Here is a 14,181-nt window from a genome sequence, read left to right as displayed (position 1 = left end):
CACATTTGATGCACAATCCGAAGATGCGCCGTTTCATGCGCTGCCGAACCCGCCACCGCCCGGCGTGTGAATCTCGAACACATCGCCGGGCTGCATTCCGGCCTGACCGATGTGCGCGAGTTCCTCCACCGTGCCGCCGGCACGCAGCACGCGGTTGAGGCCGACCTGCCCCGGCTGCCCGCCCGCCATGCCAAAGGCCGGATGCACCCGTCCGTTCGACAGGATGCTGGCCGTCATGGCCTCCAGGAACTGCACGCGCCGCACGCCGCCGTGGCCACCGCGCCAGTGCCCGGCGCCGCCGGAACCCTGGCGAATTTCATAGCTCAGCAGCCGCACCGGAAAGCGGAACTCCAGCACCTCGGGATCGGTCAGGCGCGAGTTGGTCATATGGGTCTGCACGACGCTGGTGCCGTCGAAACCGCCCACCAGCGCGCCGCTGGCGTCGAACTCGCCGCCCGCGCCGCTGCCGCCCGAGATGGTTTCGTAGTACTGGTGCCGCGCGTTGCCAAAGGTGAAGTTGTTCATGGTCGGCTGGCTGGACGCCATCACCCCCAAGGCACCGAACAGCGCGTTGGTAATGCAGGTCGAGGTCTCCACATTGCCCGCCACCACCGAGGCCGGCGGGTTCGGGTTCAGCATGGAGCCGGGCGGGATGATGACCGCTAGAGGCTTGAGGCAGCCGGCGTTGAGCGGAATGTCGTCGTCCACCAGCGTGCGGAACACGTAGAGCACCGCCGCCATGCACACCGCCGTGGGTGCGTTGAAGTTGTTGCGCTGCTGCTTTGAGGTGCCGGTGAAGTCGATGACGGCGCTGCGCTCGGCCGCATTGACGCGGATCGCGACCTGGATCTGCGCGCCGTTGTCCAGCAGCAGCGTGAAGCTGCCGTCGCGCAGTCGCGTGATCACGCGGCGCACCGACTCCTCGGCGTTGTCCTGCACATGGCGCATGTACGCCTGCACGACCTCCAGCCCGAAGTGCTCGACCATCCGGCGCAGTTCCTGCACGCCCTTCTCATTGGCCGCGATCTGCGCCTTGAGGTCGGCCAGGTTCTGCTGCGGATTTCTCGACGGATACTTTCCGCTCTGCAGCAACGCCAGCATCTCGGCCTCGCGCAGCACGCCGCGCTCGACCAGCAGGAAATTGTTGATCTGCACGCCCTCTTCCTCGATCGTGGTGGAGAACGGCGGCATCGATCCCGGCGTGATGCCGCCGATATCGGCGTGGTGCCCACGCGAGCCGACGTAGAACAGCGGGCGCGGCGTGTCGGCGCTGGCCGCACCTGGTAAATACACCGGCGTGATCACCGTGATGTCGGGCAGATGCGTGCCACCATGGTACGGGTCGTTGAGCACATACACATTACCCGGCTGCATGGCCCCCGCGTTCTCGCGGATCACGGTCTTGATGCTCTCGCCCATCGAGCCCAGATGCACCGGCATGTGCGGCGCGTTGGCGATCAGGTTGCCGTCGGCGTCGAACAGTGCGCAGCTGAAGTCCAGCCGCTCCTTGATGTTCACCGAGTAGGCCGTGTTCTGCAGCTGCAGGCCCATCTGCTCGGCGATGTTCATGAACAGGTTGTTGAAGACCTCCAACAGCACCGGGTCCGCGTGCGTGCCGGCCGCGAACGTGATGGCGCGCGCCGCGCGCCGCTCCAGCAGCAAATGGTTCAACTCGGTCAAGGCTGCGGCCCAGCCGGGCTCCACCACGGTGGTCGCGTTCTGCTCGGCGATGATGGCCGGTCCCGGGATCATGTCGCCGGGACGCAGGTCTTCGCGCACCACCAGGGCCGCGTCATGCCACCGGCCCGCCGAGTACAGGCGCACTGTCTCCCTGCACGGCACCTCGCGCGCCTCATGCATGGGCAGGCGCGGCTCGGACGGTGCGTCGCCCGCCGCCACCGCCTCCACCGAGACCGCCTCGACCACCAGGCCCTTGCCCTGCATCAGGAACGAAAAACGCTGGCGATAGGCCGCTTCGAAACGTTCCGAAATCGTCGCCACGGCCTCGCGCAGCGCGGGGCCTTCCCAAGCAAGCGACGCCCGCTCGGGGGGCAGCGCAGTATGCGAAGCGACAAGTGTGGAGGCCTCATCCCATGGCACGACCAGCGCGGCGTCGCTGCCCTCGTAGCGCACATGCACGCGCCGGTGCGTGGTGATGCCGCCGCGGCCGACGTCCTGGCGCGCCAGCTCGGCCTCGGTCGTCGCCGCCAGCGCGTCCAGTCGGGCGGCGATTTCCGGCAATGCAGCGTCGGTCAGTTTGAGCTCCACCGCCTGCTCGCGAATCACGTTCTGGTCGGCCAGGCCCATGCCGTAGGCCGACAGCACACCGGCCAGCGGATGCACGAACACGCGCGTCATGCCCAGTGCATCGGCCACCTGGCAGGCGTGCTGACCACCGGCGGCGCCGAAGCATTGCAGGGTGTAGCGCGTCACGTCGTAGCCGCGCGCCACCGAGATTTTCTTGATGGCATTGGCCATCTGCTGCACGGCAATGTGGATGAAGCCCTCGGCCACGTCCTCCGCCGTGCGGCCGGTCTGCTGCGCCAGCGCCGCAAACTTCGCGGTCACCACGTCCGCATCCAGCGCCTCGTCGCCCTGGTGGCCGAACACCCGGGGAAAGTAGCGCGGCTGGAGTTTGCCGACCATCACATTCGCGTCGGTCACCGCCAGCGGCCCGCCGCGCCGGTAGCTGGCCGGGCCCGGGTTGGCGCCGGCGCTCTCGGGGCCGACACGAAAGCGCGCGCCGTCGAAGGCCAGAATCGAGCCGCCCCCGGCCGCCACCGTGTGGATGCTCATCATCGGCGCGCGCATGCGCACGCCCGCCACCTGGGTTTCGAACTCGCGCTCGAACTCGCCCGCGAAGTGACTCACATCGGTGGAGGTGCCACCCATGTCGAAGCCGATCACGCGGCCGATGCCCGCCAGCTGCGCGGTGCGCGCCATGCCGACGATGCCGCCCGCGGGGCCGCTCAAAATTGCATCCTTGCCCTGAAAGGCGTGTGCATCGGCAAGGCCGCCCGACGACTGCATGAAGAACAGCCGCACGCCCGGCATCTCGGCCTGCACCTGCTCCACGTAGCGGCGCAGGATGGGTGACAGATAAGCATCCACCACGGTCGTGTCGCCGCGGCTGACCAGCTTCATCATCGGGCTGGTTTCATGCGAGGTGCTGACCTGCGTGAAACCCACCTCGGCGGCGATCCGGCTCGCGGCCTTTTCGTGGCCGGTATAGCGGTAGCCGTGCATAAACACGATCGAAACGCTGCGTAGCCCTTTCTGGTATTGGGCAAGCAGCTCCTGTTTCAATAGCGCTTCGTCGAGTGGCGCAATCACCTCGCCGTGCGCGCCGACACGCTCCGACGCTTCCACCACGGCGCTGTACAGCAGCTCGGGCAGCAGGATGTGGCGATCGAACAGACGCGGGCGGTTCTGGTAGGCGATGCGCAGCGCATCGCGAAAGCCGCGCGTGATCACCAGCAGCGTAGGCTCGCCCTTGCGCTCGAGCAGCGCGTTGGTCGCGACTGTGGTGCCCATCTTCACGCATGCCACCTGCGCCGGTGTGACTGGCTCGCCGGGCCGCAGGCCCAGCAGATGGCGGATGCCTGCCACCGCCGCATCGCGGTACTGCTCGGGGTTGTCGGACAGCAGCTTGTGCGTCACCAGGGAGAAGCTGCCGTCTGCGTGGGGCCGGCGGCCCACCACATCGGTGAACGTGCCGCCGCGGTCGATCCAGAACTGCCAGCGAAGGGAAGCATCAGGGTTCATGGTGTGGAGGTTATAGGGTCAGGAGGTCAATTCGCGGAAAAACCTGGGACCATGGCCATGGAATTTGCCCTTCTCCCCATACGTTGCCGCATTTCAACACCGTTTCGGAAAAGATAATCGCGCACAGGCCTGCCATCGCCGCCTGGCTGGCACGCTGGAGATGCTGCAGCAGGAGCGCTACACACTGACCTTGGGAATTGCGGGCTCGTGCCTGTCCGGCACGCAACCGATCATCGCGGGCATGCGAGCGGCCGCATTTTTGATGGCCCGCGTGCGCCGCGGCACACGGCAGGACCGGCTGCTCAGAAAGTAGCAACGGGCGCGGTATCGCTGTCTTGTGCGGTGAAATGCACGGTTTCCGCCGCCGGGACCGACGGGTCGCGGCTGCCGGCATAGCCGGCCGGCGAAGGCGCCCCAGCCGGCGTGGTGATGTCGTCGAGCATCCGTCCGCTGCCGCCAGCCCTGCCGCCCACCAGCAGCAATCCGACGATAGCCAGCGCCAGCCCCAGCACGAGGCTCGCCCAGCGCCCAAAGCCTCCGCCTTTTCGGTGCGATGGCAGGGAACGACCGGAATGGTGATTCATACTGACTCCTCCTTGCAGGCGCCGTTTAGCGCCACGGCCATGGCATAGATCAGTCAATATAGAAAGCAGCGCCGCCCGCGCCAATACCACAAACAGGCGTTTCGGCAAAGGGAGAATCACCCGAACACGGTATGCGACCACCGACCAGCGGCAGGCACGACGCTGCCCGGGGCGCACGCGGACGCCCTTCTTACAGCAGCCCCATCTGGCTGGCCTCGAAAACGGCCTCCCCGCGCGAATGAACCGCCAGCTTGCGGTAGATTTTCTTGACGTGCGTCACCACCGTATGCGGCGAGATGGAGAGCAGCGCACCAACCTCGGCGAAGGCCATGCCCTTGGCCACGAGTCGCAGGATGTCCGACTCGCGCTGCGACAGCAACACGGGACTTCCGTTGCGTACGGCCCCATTCACCGGGGCCACAGGTGCCGCCGCAGCCGGGGTCTGCCGGAAGCACTCGAGAACATGGCGGGCCATGCCGGGGCCGATCGATGCGCCGCCGTCGTGCAGCTCATGAATACTGACGCAGATGCGCGGCGCCGGTACATCCTTGAGCAGGTAGCCCGTCGCGCCCGCATCGACACAGGCCGGCACATGACCGGCATCCGCCGACGCGGCCACCACCAGAATATGCGTGTGCGAACAGTGCCTGACTGCGTGGCGGATCACTTCGATGCCGAGCATGTCGGGCAGGCCCGGATCGATCAGCATCACATCGGGCGGGCAATGATCCAGCAGCGCGATGGCAGCGGCGCCGCTGGTCACCGCCCCGGTCAGGCGCAGGCTCGGGTCGGCCAGCACGGCAGCGGTGCAGCGCTGCAAATATTGCGCCTCGTCGTCGACGATCAGTACGCGGACATGATCATTCGGATTCAATTGACACCCCCTCAATCCACGGTCGGCCAGGCATCCACGTGACGGGAACGGGGCCGATGGACAGGAGGCAGTCTATTCCGTTAAGGTGCGGCCGGTACGTTCGTATGCACTTTGTTACGCGGTCGCGCGCACGCTCAAGCGTAGCTGCGCGGCATGGCGCACACCAGCTCGCCGGGATCATTGGCGACGATGGCAAGCTCGTCCTTGGCCCGGGCCACGTCCATGTCGCGCGGCAAGGTGACGCCGTTTTTGACGGCGAGGATCTCGGCCATCACGCTGACCGCAATTTCCGGCGGCGTCTTGCTGCCGATGTAGATGCCAATCGGCCCGCGCAGGCGCGCCAGGCTGGCCTCGGTCTGCTCGAAGTGCTCGATCATGCGCTGCTTGCGCGCACCGTTGTTGCGGCGCGAACCAATGGCACCCACGTAGAAGGCGTCGGTCTTGAGCGCCTCCAGCAGCGCCAGGTCGTCCAGCTTGGGATCGTGCGTGAGGGCCACGACACAGCTGCGCCGATCCGCCCTGAAGGCCGCCACCACGTCGTCGGGCATCTCGCTGACCACCTTGGCGCCGGCCACCGACCAGCCACTGCGGTACTCTTCGCGCGGATCGCACACCGTCACGGCAAAGCCACTGAACAGGGCCATGGTCGCGAGATATTCACTCAACTGGCCCGCGCCGATTACCAGCATGCGGTACTCAGGGCCAAAGGTATTCACCAGTTCGGTCTGTGACAAGTCCAGTTCTGCCGGCGCCGTAGCCGGCGTGAGCGACACGCTGCCGTCAGCGAGGCGCACGGTACGCTGCATCGACTGGCCCGCGTCCAGGGCGTTGACCAGCGTGGACAGGCTGGCGGCGTCCGGGTCGTATTCCAGCAGCAACTCGAGCGTGCCGCCGCAGGGCAGGCCGAAGCGGTGCGCCTCGTCGGCCGTGACACCGTATTTGACGAAACCGGGCGCACCCATGGGAATCTGGTTGCCCGAATCCTTGCCTGAATAAGCCTGCGTGTGGCGATAGATCAGGTCGTCTTCGATGCAGCCACCCGACACAGAGCCCACGACCAGGCCGTCTTCGCACAGCGCCATGATCGAGCCCACGGGCCGCGGCGAGGAGCCCCAGGTGCGCACCACGGTGGCCAGCAAGGCGCGCTTGCCGGACGTGCGCCAGTCGCGCAGGGTGCGCAGCACCATCACATCGAGGTTTTCCATACCATTCCCCTTTCATCAAATTCAAGCCGCCCGCACCAAGGCGTATTCGAAGCACTGTCTAGAACGTATATGCTGCGCCCAAACCAGCCAGCCAGTTGCGGCCCGGTGCAGGCTCGAAGAAGCGGCTGGTACTTTCATTGACAATGACCGAGCCCGAATAGTTGCGATTGGTCAGATTGTCGACGCGAACAAATTCCCTGACTGCCCAGTGGCCCAATTTCTGTGTCAGCGAAGCCCTCAAGTTAATCAGACTCACCTGCGACGCAGCGTCGCTATTGCGATCATCCACATAGATTTTCCCCACGTGACGCCATTCCAGAGCGGTTTCCAGACCCCAGGCCTGGTGCTGCCAGGCTAGTTCACCAAAAAGGCTGGCGCGGGGAATGCCGGGGATCCGGTTTCCCGCGGCAATCAGTGTGTTCGGTGTGGTGCACGGTGCGGCAACACAAGTCAGGAAACTACTGCCGTACGTAGCATTCAGATACGTCGCGGCCAGGTACGTCGACCAGCCCTTACCCCAGTGTCCGGACAGCGCGGCCTCAACGCCGTCGCGCTGGGTCATCCCGGCATTTTGGTAGGTGCTGCGACCACCAAAGTTACTCAGCACCACCGTCTCATTGGCCGTATTCGCCCGAAAATAGGCCGCATTCAAGCGCCAGTTCGACATGAACTCGGTTTTCATCCCGACTTCCCATTGCCGGCTGGTTGCACTGTGCAAGTCAAAATTCAAGCCCGTCCCCCCATCGGCACGATAGGCCAATTCATTGAGGGTCGGCGTCTCAAAACCGCGCCCCGCTGAAGCGTAGAGGTTCAAGGCGTCGGTGACATGGAACACCACACCGAGTGCTGGCGTTGTGGCCTGATAGCTGACGGAGCCGCTGTCGTCGCCGTTACCGGCAACAATGTAGTGGTCTTGCGAGCCGAACGACACGCGCGAATGACGCAAACCTGCAGAAACACTCCATCGCTCAGCCACTTCCCATTGCCCCTGCACGTATTGATCGAACGCGTTAACCGTATCGAGCTCGTCACGTCGCAGGGCTCCCTGCACCCCGAGCGTGGTGCCTACAAAGTTCTGGAAACCAAGTCTCGCCTGGCTCAGCTGATCCGTCGACACGCCAGCGGTCAGTGTCAACGGCTTGCCCAGCAACCGGGATTTATCAATCCAGCGTGCGTCCAGTCCCCGGTAGCGGCTGCTCAAATCGATCACGCCGCCCGGCTGTGTTAACGGTCTCTGGGTGGCCACGGGAATCGACTGGAACTGCTCGGTACTGCGCGTGCCGTAGTAGGTGGTAATCTGGAACGACTGCCCAGCACCCAGGCGTTGATCAAACACGATACCGCCCTGAAGCTGGCTCACCGATTTGCGCGTATTGAATGTGTAGGCACTGGGCGTCGCCTGGCGCGGATTGGCGAGCATTTCCGCTCGCGTCAGCCCGAGAGGATCCTGAACGCCGGGCATGTTCACGTTGTTGAGTACGAATGTCCAGTGAGTGTCATCGCTGACGGTGTACTTCAACTTGCCGTTGAAATTTTCCCGGGTCGCAGCACTGTGCTCGCGATAACCATCCGTGCTGAACTTGGCGGCGCTGATGTTGTACTGCGCTGCACCTTCCGTGCCACTCAATTTCACGCCAGTGCGCTGCACGCCGTTGCTACCCCAAGTGGTGGATATGTCAGCAATAGTTTGCGGGCCGCCGTCGGCGGTAAACAGGCTGATCACGCCGCCAGAGGAGTTGCCGTACAGCACCGAAAATGGCCCGCGCAAAACTTCGATCCTGGAAGCAGACGCCAGATCGAAATTCGACACCTGCCCCTGCCCGTCCGGGAAGCTCGCAGGGATGCCGTCGGCGTAGAGCCTCAGGCCCCGAACACCGAAGGTGGAACGCGCGCCAAATCCCCGCGAAGAAATCTGAATGTCCTGCGCATAGTTCTGGCGATTTTGCGCAACCACGCCGGGAACCCGGACCAGCACCTCGGACAGATTGACCTCTGGCCCCGCATTTTGAATGGTTGATGCGTCAATGACATCGACCGAAGCCGGCGCATCGAATGCAGATTGCTCCACGCCGTGCGTCACCGTCACCACAACCGGACTGAGGGAACGTTCACCAGCCGGCTCTGATGCGGTTTGTCCCAGCGCTTGTAGAGTGCAGCCCGATGCGATCAGGAAAGCCAGTGCATGGCCGGCTGCGATCCGCCGCGGACGCCCAGCCGGCAGGCCGCAATCAACGAATATAAATTGGCACTTCAATGGATCTCCAGAAAACGCTCATGGAACCCGGACGCGGACGGGAATCGAAACGCACGCGACCACTTGTGCGTGAGGGGCGACGAACTCACCTGCCGCCGCCCCATGCGCTATTTTTGGATCGTCGTCAGGAAACTGACGATGTCATCGATGTCCTTTTGGCTCAGAATGCCTGCCCAAGTTGGCATGCCGGCATCCGGCCTGCCATTTTTGATGGTGGTTTCAGCCGTCTCAGGCCACTGGTCCTTGTAGCGTGATTTAAGGCGCCGCAAGTCGCGCGCACTGATAGGGCTGGCCCCATCAGTGCTGTGGCAATGCGCGCAGGTACTGTTGAAGAATTCGCGCCCGGCTTTCGCGTCGCCACCGGTGGCAGCGGCCGGCTGCGTCGTGTCGGCAGTTTTGATGAAGCCAGCGCGCACCACCCTCGCCTGCACGAGAGAATCGGCAGGCCCGTTAGCACCGGACCCATGCATGCTGCGCGAACCATCCGATGCGCTCGCCAGTCGTACGGGCTTGCCGCGCGGGAAACCGTATTTGTCGGCCAGTGCCACGATGTCGGGCCGCAGGTCGATCAGCGCCTGGTTGATGTCGGCCGCCAGAGCATCGTTGCCCCAGCGTACCGCGACCGCCATCCGCCCGGACATCCCCTCGCCGCTGACGGGAGTCACACGCCAGCGGCTGTGAAACCGCGTCAGGTTTTCATAGCCGGCGCTCGGGCCCCACAAAATGGCGGCGTCAACTTCGCCTTTGTCCAGCGCATTCATCGCGTCCTCGTTGAGGACGAAACTGCTGGTGGTGTAGCCCTTCTGGCTGGCCAGCAAAATATGCGGCGCCGAGCCGCTCAATACGGCGACCCGCTTGCCCCTGAGGTCGGCCAGGCCGTTGATTTTGTCTTCGGCCGGCGCGACGATGGCGTAGCTCATGTCGAGAAAGGCCTGCGTCCGCTGGACGCCAGGAGCCTTGTACTCGGGGTCCGCCGGCAGGGCAAAGTAGGCGTCGCACTTGTCATTGAGAAGAGTGTTGCGCAGCGCCTTCTTCTCGCTGAATGACAGCCACCAGACATACTGCGCCGTATCGCCCATGCGCCGGGCCACCATATTGGCCAGTTCCACGTACAGGCCGTGCTCGGGTCCGTCCGCCTTGCTGAAAGGCAGGTTGTCCGGATCGGCGCACACCCGCAGCACCCCTGCCGCGTGTGCCTCAGGCGCCATCAGCGCACCGGCGGCACACGCGGCACCGATCAGATATTGCCTGATCTTTCCGCGTGTTGTCATGGGTCTGTCCTTCCTGTCAGTTCAGCGTGAACACATACAGCGCTCCGCCTTCGGGACTGGCAGCGACCATTTTCTCGCCGATGGCAGCCGCGAACGCCGGGATGGACTCAGTGCGGCCGGCCACGACGGCGACGTACTGCTTGCCGTCCAGGGTGTAGGTCATCGGCGCGGCGCTAATGCCGGAGCCGGCGTTGAACTTCCACAGCGTCTTACCGGTTTTAGCATCCAGCGCCTTGAACCATCCCTCGATGTCGCCATGGAAGACCAGGCCGCCTGCCGTGCTCAGCATGCCGCCGGCCCAAGGCAGTTTGTCCTTGTTGAACCAGACCGTCTTCTGCGCGACCGGATCCCAGGCCTTGACGCCTCCCAGGTAACCACTGTCCCCGGCTTCGTGCATGTTGAAGTTGACGCCGAGGTAGAAGGCGCCGCGCGTGTAGTTGGCAACCTCGCCTACCTCGTCCATGCACATGTTCAAGGTAGGAATGTAGACCAGACCGGTGACATGGTCGTAGCTCATCGGCATCCAGTTCTTGCCGCCGAGCAGGGCCGGGCAAATGTTTGTCGCCTTACGCTTCGCGCCTGGCCGCTTGGCGTTGTCCGCCGCCTCGATCGGCATGCCGGTTTTCATGTCGATGCCGGTGGCCCAATTGACTCCGTCAATGAACTGCTTGGCGGAGATCAGCTTGCCGTTGGCACGGTCGAGCACATAGAAAAAGCCGTTGCGGTTGGCCGTCATGATGACGGGCGTCTTCTTGCCTTGCACCGGAAGGTCAGCAAAGACCAGCTCGTTGACGCCATCGTAGTCCCAGGCATCGTGCGGCGTGAACTGGTAGTGCCATACGATATTGCCGGTTTCGGGATTGAGTGCAATGACCGACGAGGTGTAGAGATTGGTGTACGGGCCAATGTCCGAGCTGTCACTGCCGCGAACAATTGCAGCCCATGGCGAGGGGTTGCTGGTGCCGTAATAGACCAGGTTCAACTTCGGATCGTAGGAGCCGACAAACCAGGCAGCGCCCCCACCGAGCTTGCCGCTGTCGCCCTTCCAGGTGTCGCTGTTCTTTTCACCCGGCAGCGGCGTGGTGTACGTGCGCCACACCTCCTTGCCGGTGGCCTGGTCGAGTGCCACCAGAGCGCCGCGCGCGCCATATTCACCACCACCGTAGCCGGTGATCACGAGGTTCTTGACCAGCGTCGGGGGCGAGGTGATGACCGAGCCCTGGGTGTAGTCGACGATCTTCGTGACCCACAGTTCCTTGCCGGTCTTGGCATCGAGCGCAGCCACATTGGCATCGAGTCGGCCGACAAAAATCTTTCCGTCGTTGTAGGCCACGCCACGGTTATCCACGTCGCAGCAGGCGTACTGATCAATCCCCTTTGGAACGTCCGGCGAATATTGCCACCTGATTTGACCGGTCCTGGCGTCCAGTGCAAACGTGTTCTTGGGACCAAACGATGAGCTCACGTAGAGCGTGTCGCCGACCAGAATGGGCGTCGACTCCTGCGAGCGCAAGCTGCCCAGTTGCAAGGCCCATTTGACCTTTAGCTTGTTGACGTTCGAGGTATTGATCTCGGTGGACTGGCTGAACCGGGTATTGCCGGCATCGCCACCGTACACCGGCCAGTTCTGGGCGCTGGCGGTGGAGGCAATGCCCAGCATCACGGCGAATGCCACGGATGGGAAAAGACGTTTCATGAAGGGTCTCCTGGTGTTGAGTTTGCCTGTCAGGCGACGCCATTGTTGGACCGTTCTTTTCAGAGATTCCTAGGCTAAACCCTAGCTTTCATTGGGCCGCTCATCAAATTCTCAAAATGAAACAGCGTCGCATCCTGTCCGCACCGCGAGTGCCATTGTGCGCATGACGACGCGACTTCATAGCCGAACCAATACACGTAAGTACAGCATTTCATTCGCAACACTTTGTAGTTGATCTCTAACGACAATGATGCGACTCATGGTGCAGTCATGGCGCACAAAACATTGCTTCTCTGAAGAGCCCGTGATGGCGCGGCACTTGCCCTCAACGGGGTTAGAAGTTGTAGCGCGCTCCGACCCACGCGCCGATGGGTTGACCGACGCCGACAAACTGTGATGGCATGCCAGCGGCGTTGTAGCTGTTGCCCGGTCCCGAGAAATAGTTGGCACCCAGAACGCCGAAGTTGGCGTACTGCCGGTTCAGCAGGTTATTGATGCGTGCAAACACTTCCAGTTGCTTGTTCACATGCATGGAGGCGTCCAGATTGAAAACCGTGTAGCCACCCACCCTTCCATTCGGATCGAGATTGTTTTCGTTGCCTCGTGAGTAGATCCGGCCCGAGTAGTTCATGTTAGCGCCGAACTTCCAGGTCGCGTCGGGCGAGTACTCCAGGCGGATCTTCAGGAGCTGGCTGGGCACGTTGGCCAAGCGGTTTCCCGGCGACACCTGAATGACGCCATTGGCATCCGCGCTGCTGTTGTCCGGACTGTTCAGGGCAAAGGCGCTCTGGTAGGTGGCTTGGGTATAGCTGTAGGCTGTCTGCAGACCCCAGTGATCAAAGGTGCTCTGCGATGAAATTTCGATGCCGCGCCGACGCGTCGTTCCCACATTCGCGAAATACCCCTGGGTGGGCGAGTTGGCATCGGCGGCGAAGTTGATGTCGTTGTCCGAGAGGGTCTGATAGGCCGCCACCTGGAGCCGGGTTTGCGCACTCACCCTGATGCGGGCACCGATCTCCCAGGTGTGCGTCACCACCATCTGCAGGGCCGGGTCGGACGAAAATGCGTTGGGCAGCGAACAGGGCGCCTGCGGGTCGGCGCAGCTCAGTTCTATCGGCGAGGGAACGCGCATGCCTTCGGTGTAGCCGATGTAACTCACCACAGTCGGGTTGGGTTTGAAATTCAGACCCAGCGCCGGACTCAGGTGGGCGAAGCTATGGTCGCCATTGAGCGCGGTGCCCAACTGGTCCGCCATCGTCACGCGATCCATGTTGTAACGCGCGGAACCGGTCAACGTCCACTTGGGACCCAGTTGCAGGCTGTCCGATATAAACACACCGTAGTAGCGGTTGGCCGTTTTCAACAGCACGTTCTGCGATGCATCGTCAACACCGACGGTGTTGCGGTTGCTGGTGAAGTAACCGTCCTGCGCCGACTGGCTGAACGTGCCCCTGCCCAGATCGGCCGTGAAACCGAGAATCATCTGATTGTCGAAACCCATCAGTTTTTGGGTGGATGTCAGCTGCAGGCCAAGTCCGTAGGTGTCTTGATTCAAACGCTGAAACACATTGCTACCCGAGCAGTTGCTGCCGTCGGGAGCGGTAGGGTTGCCGTTGGCGTCTGCAGGCCCCCGATCCGTCGCGCAGGTCGGTGTGTTGTAGGGACCACCCTGGGTATTGCTGTTGGCGCCGGAATTGTCCGAGCTGCGGAAGTAGGCGGTGCCGCCAATCAGCCAGTCGTCACTGAGGAAGTGGCTGCCCTTGACGGTCAAGAACGACAGTTGATTCCTGTTGGTGTCCGGGTAGGTGTAGGACTGTCGAAGATCATCCAGCATGCTCAATGGCAAGGTCTGATTGCCAGTGAAATGGTTGTCCGCCAGGGTCAGCGACACATCAAAATCGGTCATGCTGTCCTGCCAGCCCAACTTGCCGAAGAACTGCCGCACCTGGCTCGCATTCTGCGCTGCGTAGCCCTGGCTGTTGGCGGCGTTGTAGGTCAGGAAGTAGTCCCAGTTGTCCTTGAAGCCACCGTATTCGACGTCCATCTGCTTTCTGCCGAACGAGCCCACACTCGTACCAACGCTGAATCCAGGGTATTGCTTGCCACTCTTGGTATAGACGGCCAGCGCCCCCCCAGCGTGTTCAACCCATACAGCGGATTGGAGCCGGGAACCAACTGCATGCTGGAGATCGCGGTGGGCGCAATCAAATCCCAATTGACGACATCGCCAAAGGTTTCGTTGATGCGAACCCCGTCCTGAAAAACGGACAGGCCCTGCGGCACCCCCAGAATGGGCGAAGCATAAAAGCCCCGGAACGTCACGCTTTGCTGGTCCGCATTACCCTGCTCGGAATTGATGTTGACGCTGGTGACGTTGCGCTCCAGAAAATCCGTCACCCTTGTGTCGTGCTGGTCGCCGAGCGAGCTGCCCTTGATCATCTGGACATTGGCCGGCACATCGTCCAGAGGGACACCCAGTCCCGGCAAGGGGCTGGTGCCGACCACGGTGACCGTGGGCAACTCGAGGGACTC

General features: G+C 62.9%; 10 protein-coding genes. 1 reads left to right on the top strand and 9 read right to left on the bottom strand.

Annotation, left to right across the window (positions count from 1 at the left end; translation table 11 throughout):
- Positions 1-33: 33 nt before the first annotated feature.
- Positions 34-3,765, bottom strand: coding sequence for a hydantoinase B/oxoprolinase family protein (locus EUB48_RS06745; protein WP_142818166.1), 3,732 nt, complete (start codon positions 3,763-3,765; stop codon positions 34-36).
- Between the two features lie 160 nt (positions 3,766-3,925).
- On the opposite strand from EUB48_RS06745, the gene EUB48_RS21305 reads away from it, so the two are divergent.
- Positions 3,926-4,078 carry a hypothetical protein gene (locus EUB48_RS21305; RefSeq protein ID WP_168226708.1) on the top strand — a complete coding sequence of 51 codons (153 nt, stop codon included), beginning with the start codon at positions 3,926-3,928 and terminating at the stop codon, positions 4,076-4,078.
- Here EUB48_RS21305 and EUB48_RS06740 read toward each other — a convergent pair.
- The 8 genes from EUB48_RS06740 to EUB48_RS06705 all read right to left on the bottom strand — a co-directional run bounded on the left by EUB48_RS06740 (position 4,068) and on the right by EUB48_RS06705 (position 14,169).
- Positions 4,068-4,349 carry a hypothetical protein gene (locus EUB48_RS06740; protein ID WP_142818165.1) on the bottom strand — a complete coding sequence of 94 codons (282 nt, stop codon included), beginning with the start codon at positions 4,347-4,349 and terminating at the stop codon, positions 4,068-4,070. The genes EUB48_RS21305 and EUB48_RS06740 overlap by 11 nt on opposite strands.
- A gap of 190 nt (positions 4,350-4,539) precedes the next feature.
- Positions 4,540-5,223 (bottom strand): response regulator, encoded by a 684-nt coding sequence (locus EUB48_RS06735; RefSeq protein WP_142818164.1) that lies wholly within the window; start codon positions 5,221-5,223, stop codon positions 4,540-4,542.
- A gap of 134 nt (positions 5,224-5,357) precedes the next feature.
- Positions 5,358-6,428 (bottom strand): XdhC family protein, encoded by a 1,071-nt coding sequence (locus tag EUB48_RS06730; protein WP_142818163.1) that lies wholly within the window; start codon positions 6,426-6,428, stop codon positions 5,358-5,360.
- A 58-nt stretch (positions 6,429-6,486) separates the two neighbouring features.
- Complete coding sequence (locus EUB48_RS06725; RefSeq protein ID WP_244618353.1) at positions 6,487-8,682, bottom strand: TonB-dependent receptor family protein; 2,196 nt, start codon at positions 8,680-8,682, stop codon at positions 6,487-6,489.
- Between the two features lie 107 nt (positions 8,683-8,789).
- On the bottom strand, positions 8,790-9,953 hold the full coding sequence (locus EUB48_RS06720; protein ID WP_142818162.1) for a c-type cytochrome: 1,164 nt from the start codon (positions 9,951-9,953) through the stop codon (positions 8,790-8,792).
- A 16-nt stretch (positions 9,954-9,969) separates the two neighbouring features.
- Complete coding sequence (locus tag EUB48_RS06715) at positions 9,970-11,649, bottom strand: PQQ-dependent dehydrogenase, methanol/ethanol family (protein ID WP_142818161.1); 1,680 nt, start codon at positions 11,647-11,649, stop codon at positions 9,970-9,972.
- A gap of 334 nt (positions 11,650-11,983) precedes the next feature.
- Positions 11,984-13,693, bottom strand: a complete 1,710-nt coding sequence (locus tag EUB48_RS06710) for a TonB-dependent receptor domain-containing protein (RefSeq protein ID WP_142818160.1) — start codon at positions 13,691-13,693, stop codon at positions 11,984-11,986.
- Positions 13,645-14,169, bottom strand: a complete 525-nt coding sequence (locus EUB48_RS06705) for a TonB-dependent receptor plug domain-containing protein (RefSeq protein WP_142818159.1) — start codon at positions 14,167-14,169, stop codon at positions 13,645-13,647. The genes EUB48_RS06710 and EUB48_RS06705 overlap by 49 nt, the downstream gene beginning before the upstream one ends.
- Between the last annotated feature and the right edge of the window lie 12 nt (positions 14,170-14,181).

Origin of the sequence: Rhodoferax sediminis (genome assembly GCF_006970865.1) — a bacterium.
Classification (GTDB): domain Bacteria; phylum Pseudomonadota; class Gammaproteobacteria; order Burkholderiales; family Burkholderiaceae_C; genus Rhodoferax_A; species Rhodoferax_A sediminis.
This window is presented reverse-complemented; position numbering and strand designations above follow the sequence as displayed.

Coding starts and splice junctions, on each gene's coding strand:
- EUB48_RS21305 (WP_168226708.1), top strand. CDS start 3,926: ATGCTGCAGCAGGAGCGCTACACACTGACCTTGGGAATTGCGGGCTCG.
- EUB48_RS06740 (WP_142818165.1), bottom strand. CDS start 4,349: ATGAATCACCATTCCGGTCGTTCCCTGCCATCGCACCGAAAAGGCGGA.
- EUB48_RS06745 (WP_142818166.1), bottom strand. CDS start 3,765: ATGAACCCTGATGCTTCCCTTCGCTGGCAGTTCTGGATCGACCGCGGC.
- EUB48_RS06730 (WP_142818163.1), bottom strand. CDS start 6,428: ATGGAAAACCTCGATGTGATGGTGCTGCGCACCCTGCGCGACTGGCGC.
- EUB48_RS06710 (WP_142818160.1), bottom strand. CDS start 13,693: ATGGACGTCGAATACGGTGGCTTCAAGGACAACTGGGACTACTTCCTG.
- EUB48_RS06720 (WP_142818162.1), bottom strand. CDS start 9,953: ATGACAACACGCGGAAAGATCAGGCAATATCTGATCGGTGCCGCGTGT.
- EUB48_RS06715 (WP_142818161.1), bottom strand. CDS start 11,649: ATGAAACGTCTTTTCCCATCCGTGGCATTCGCCGTGATGCTGGGCATT.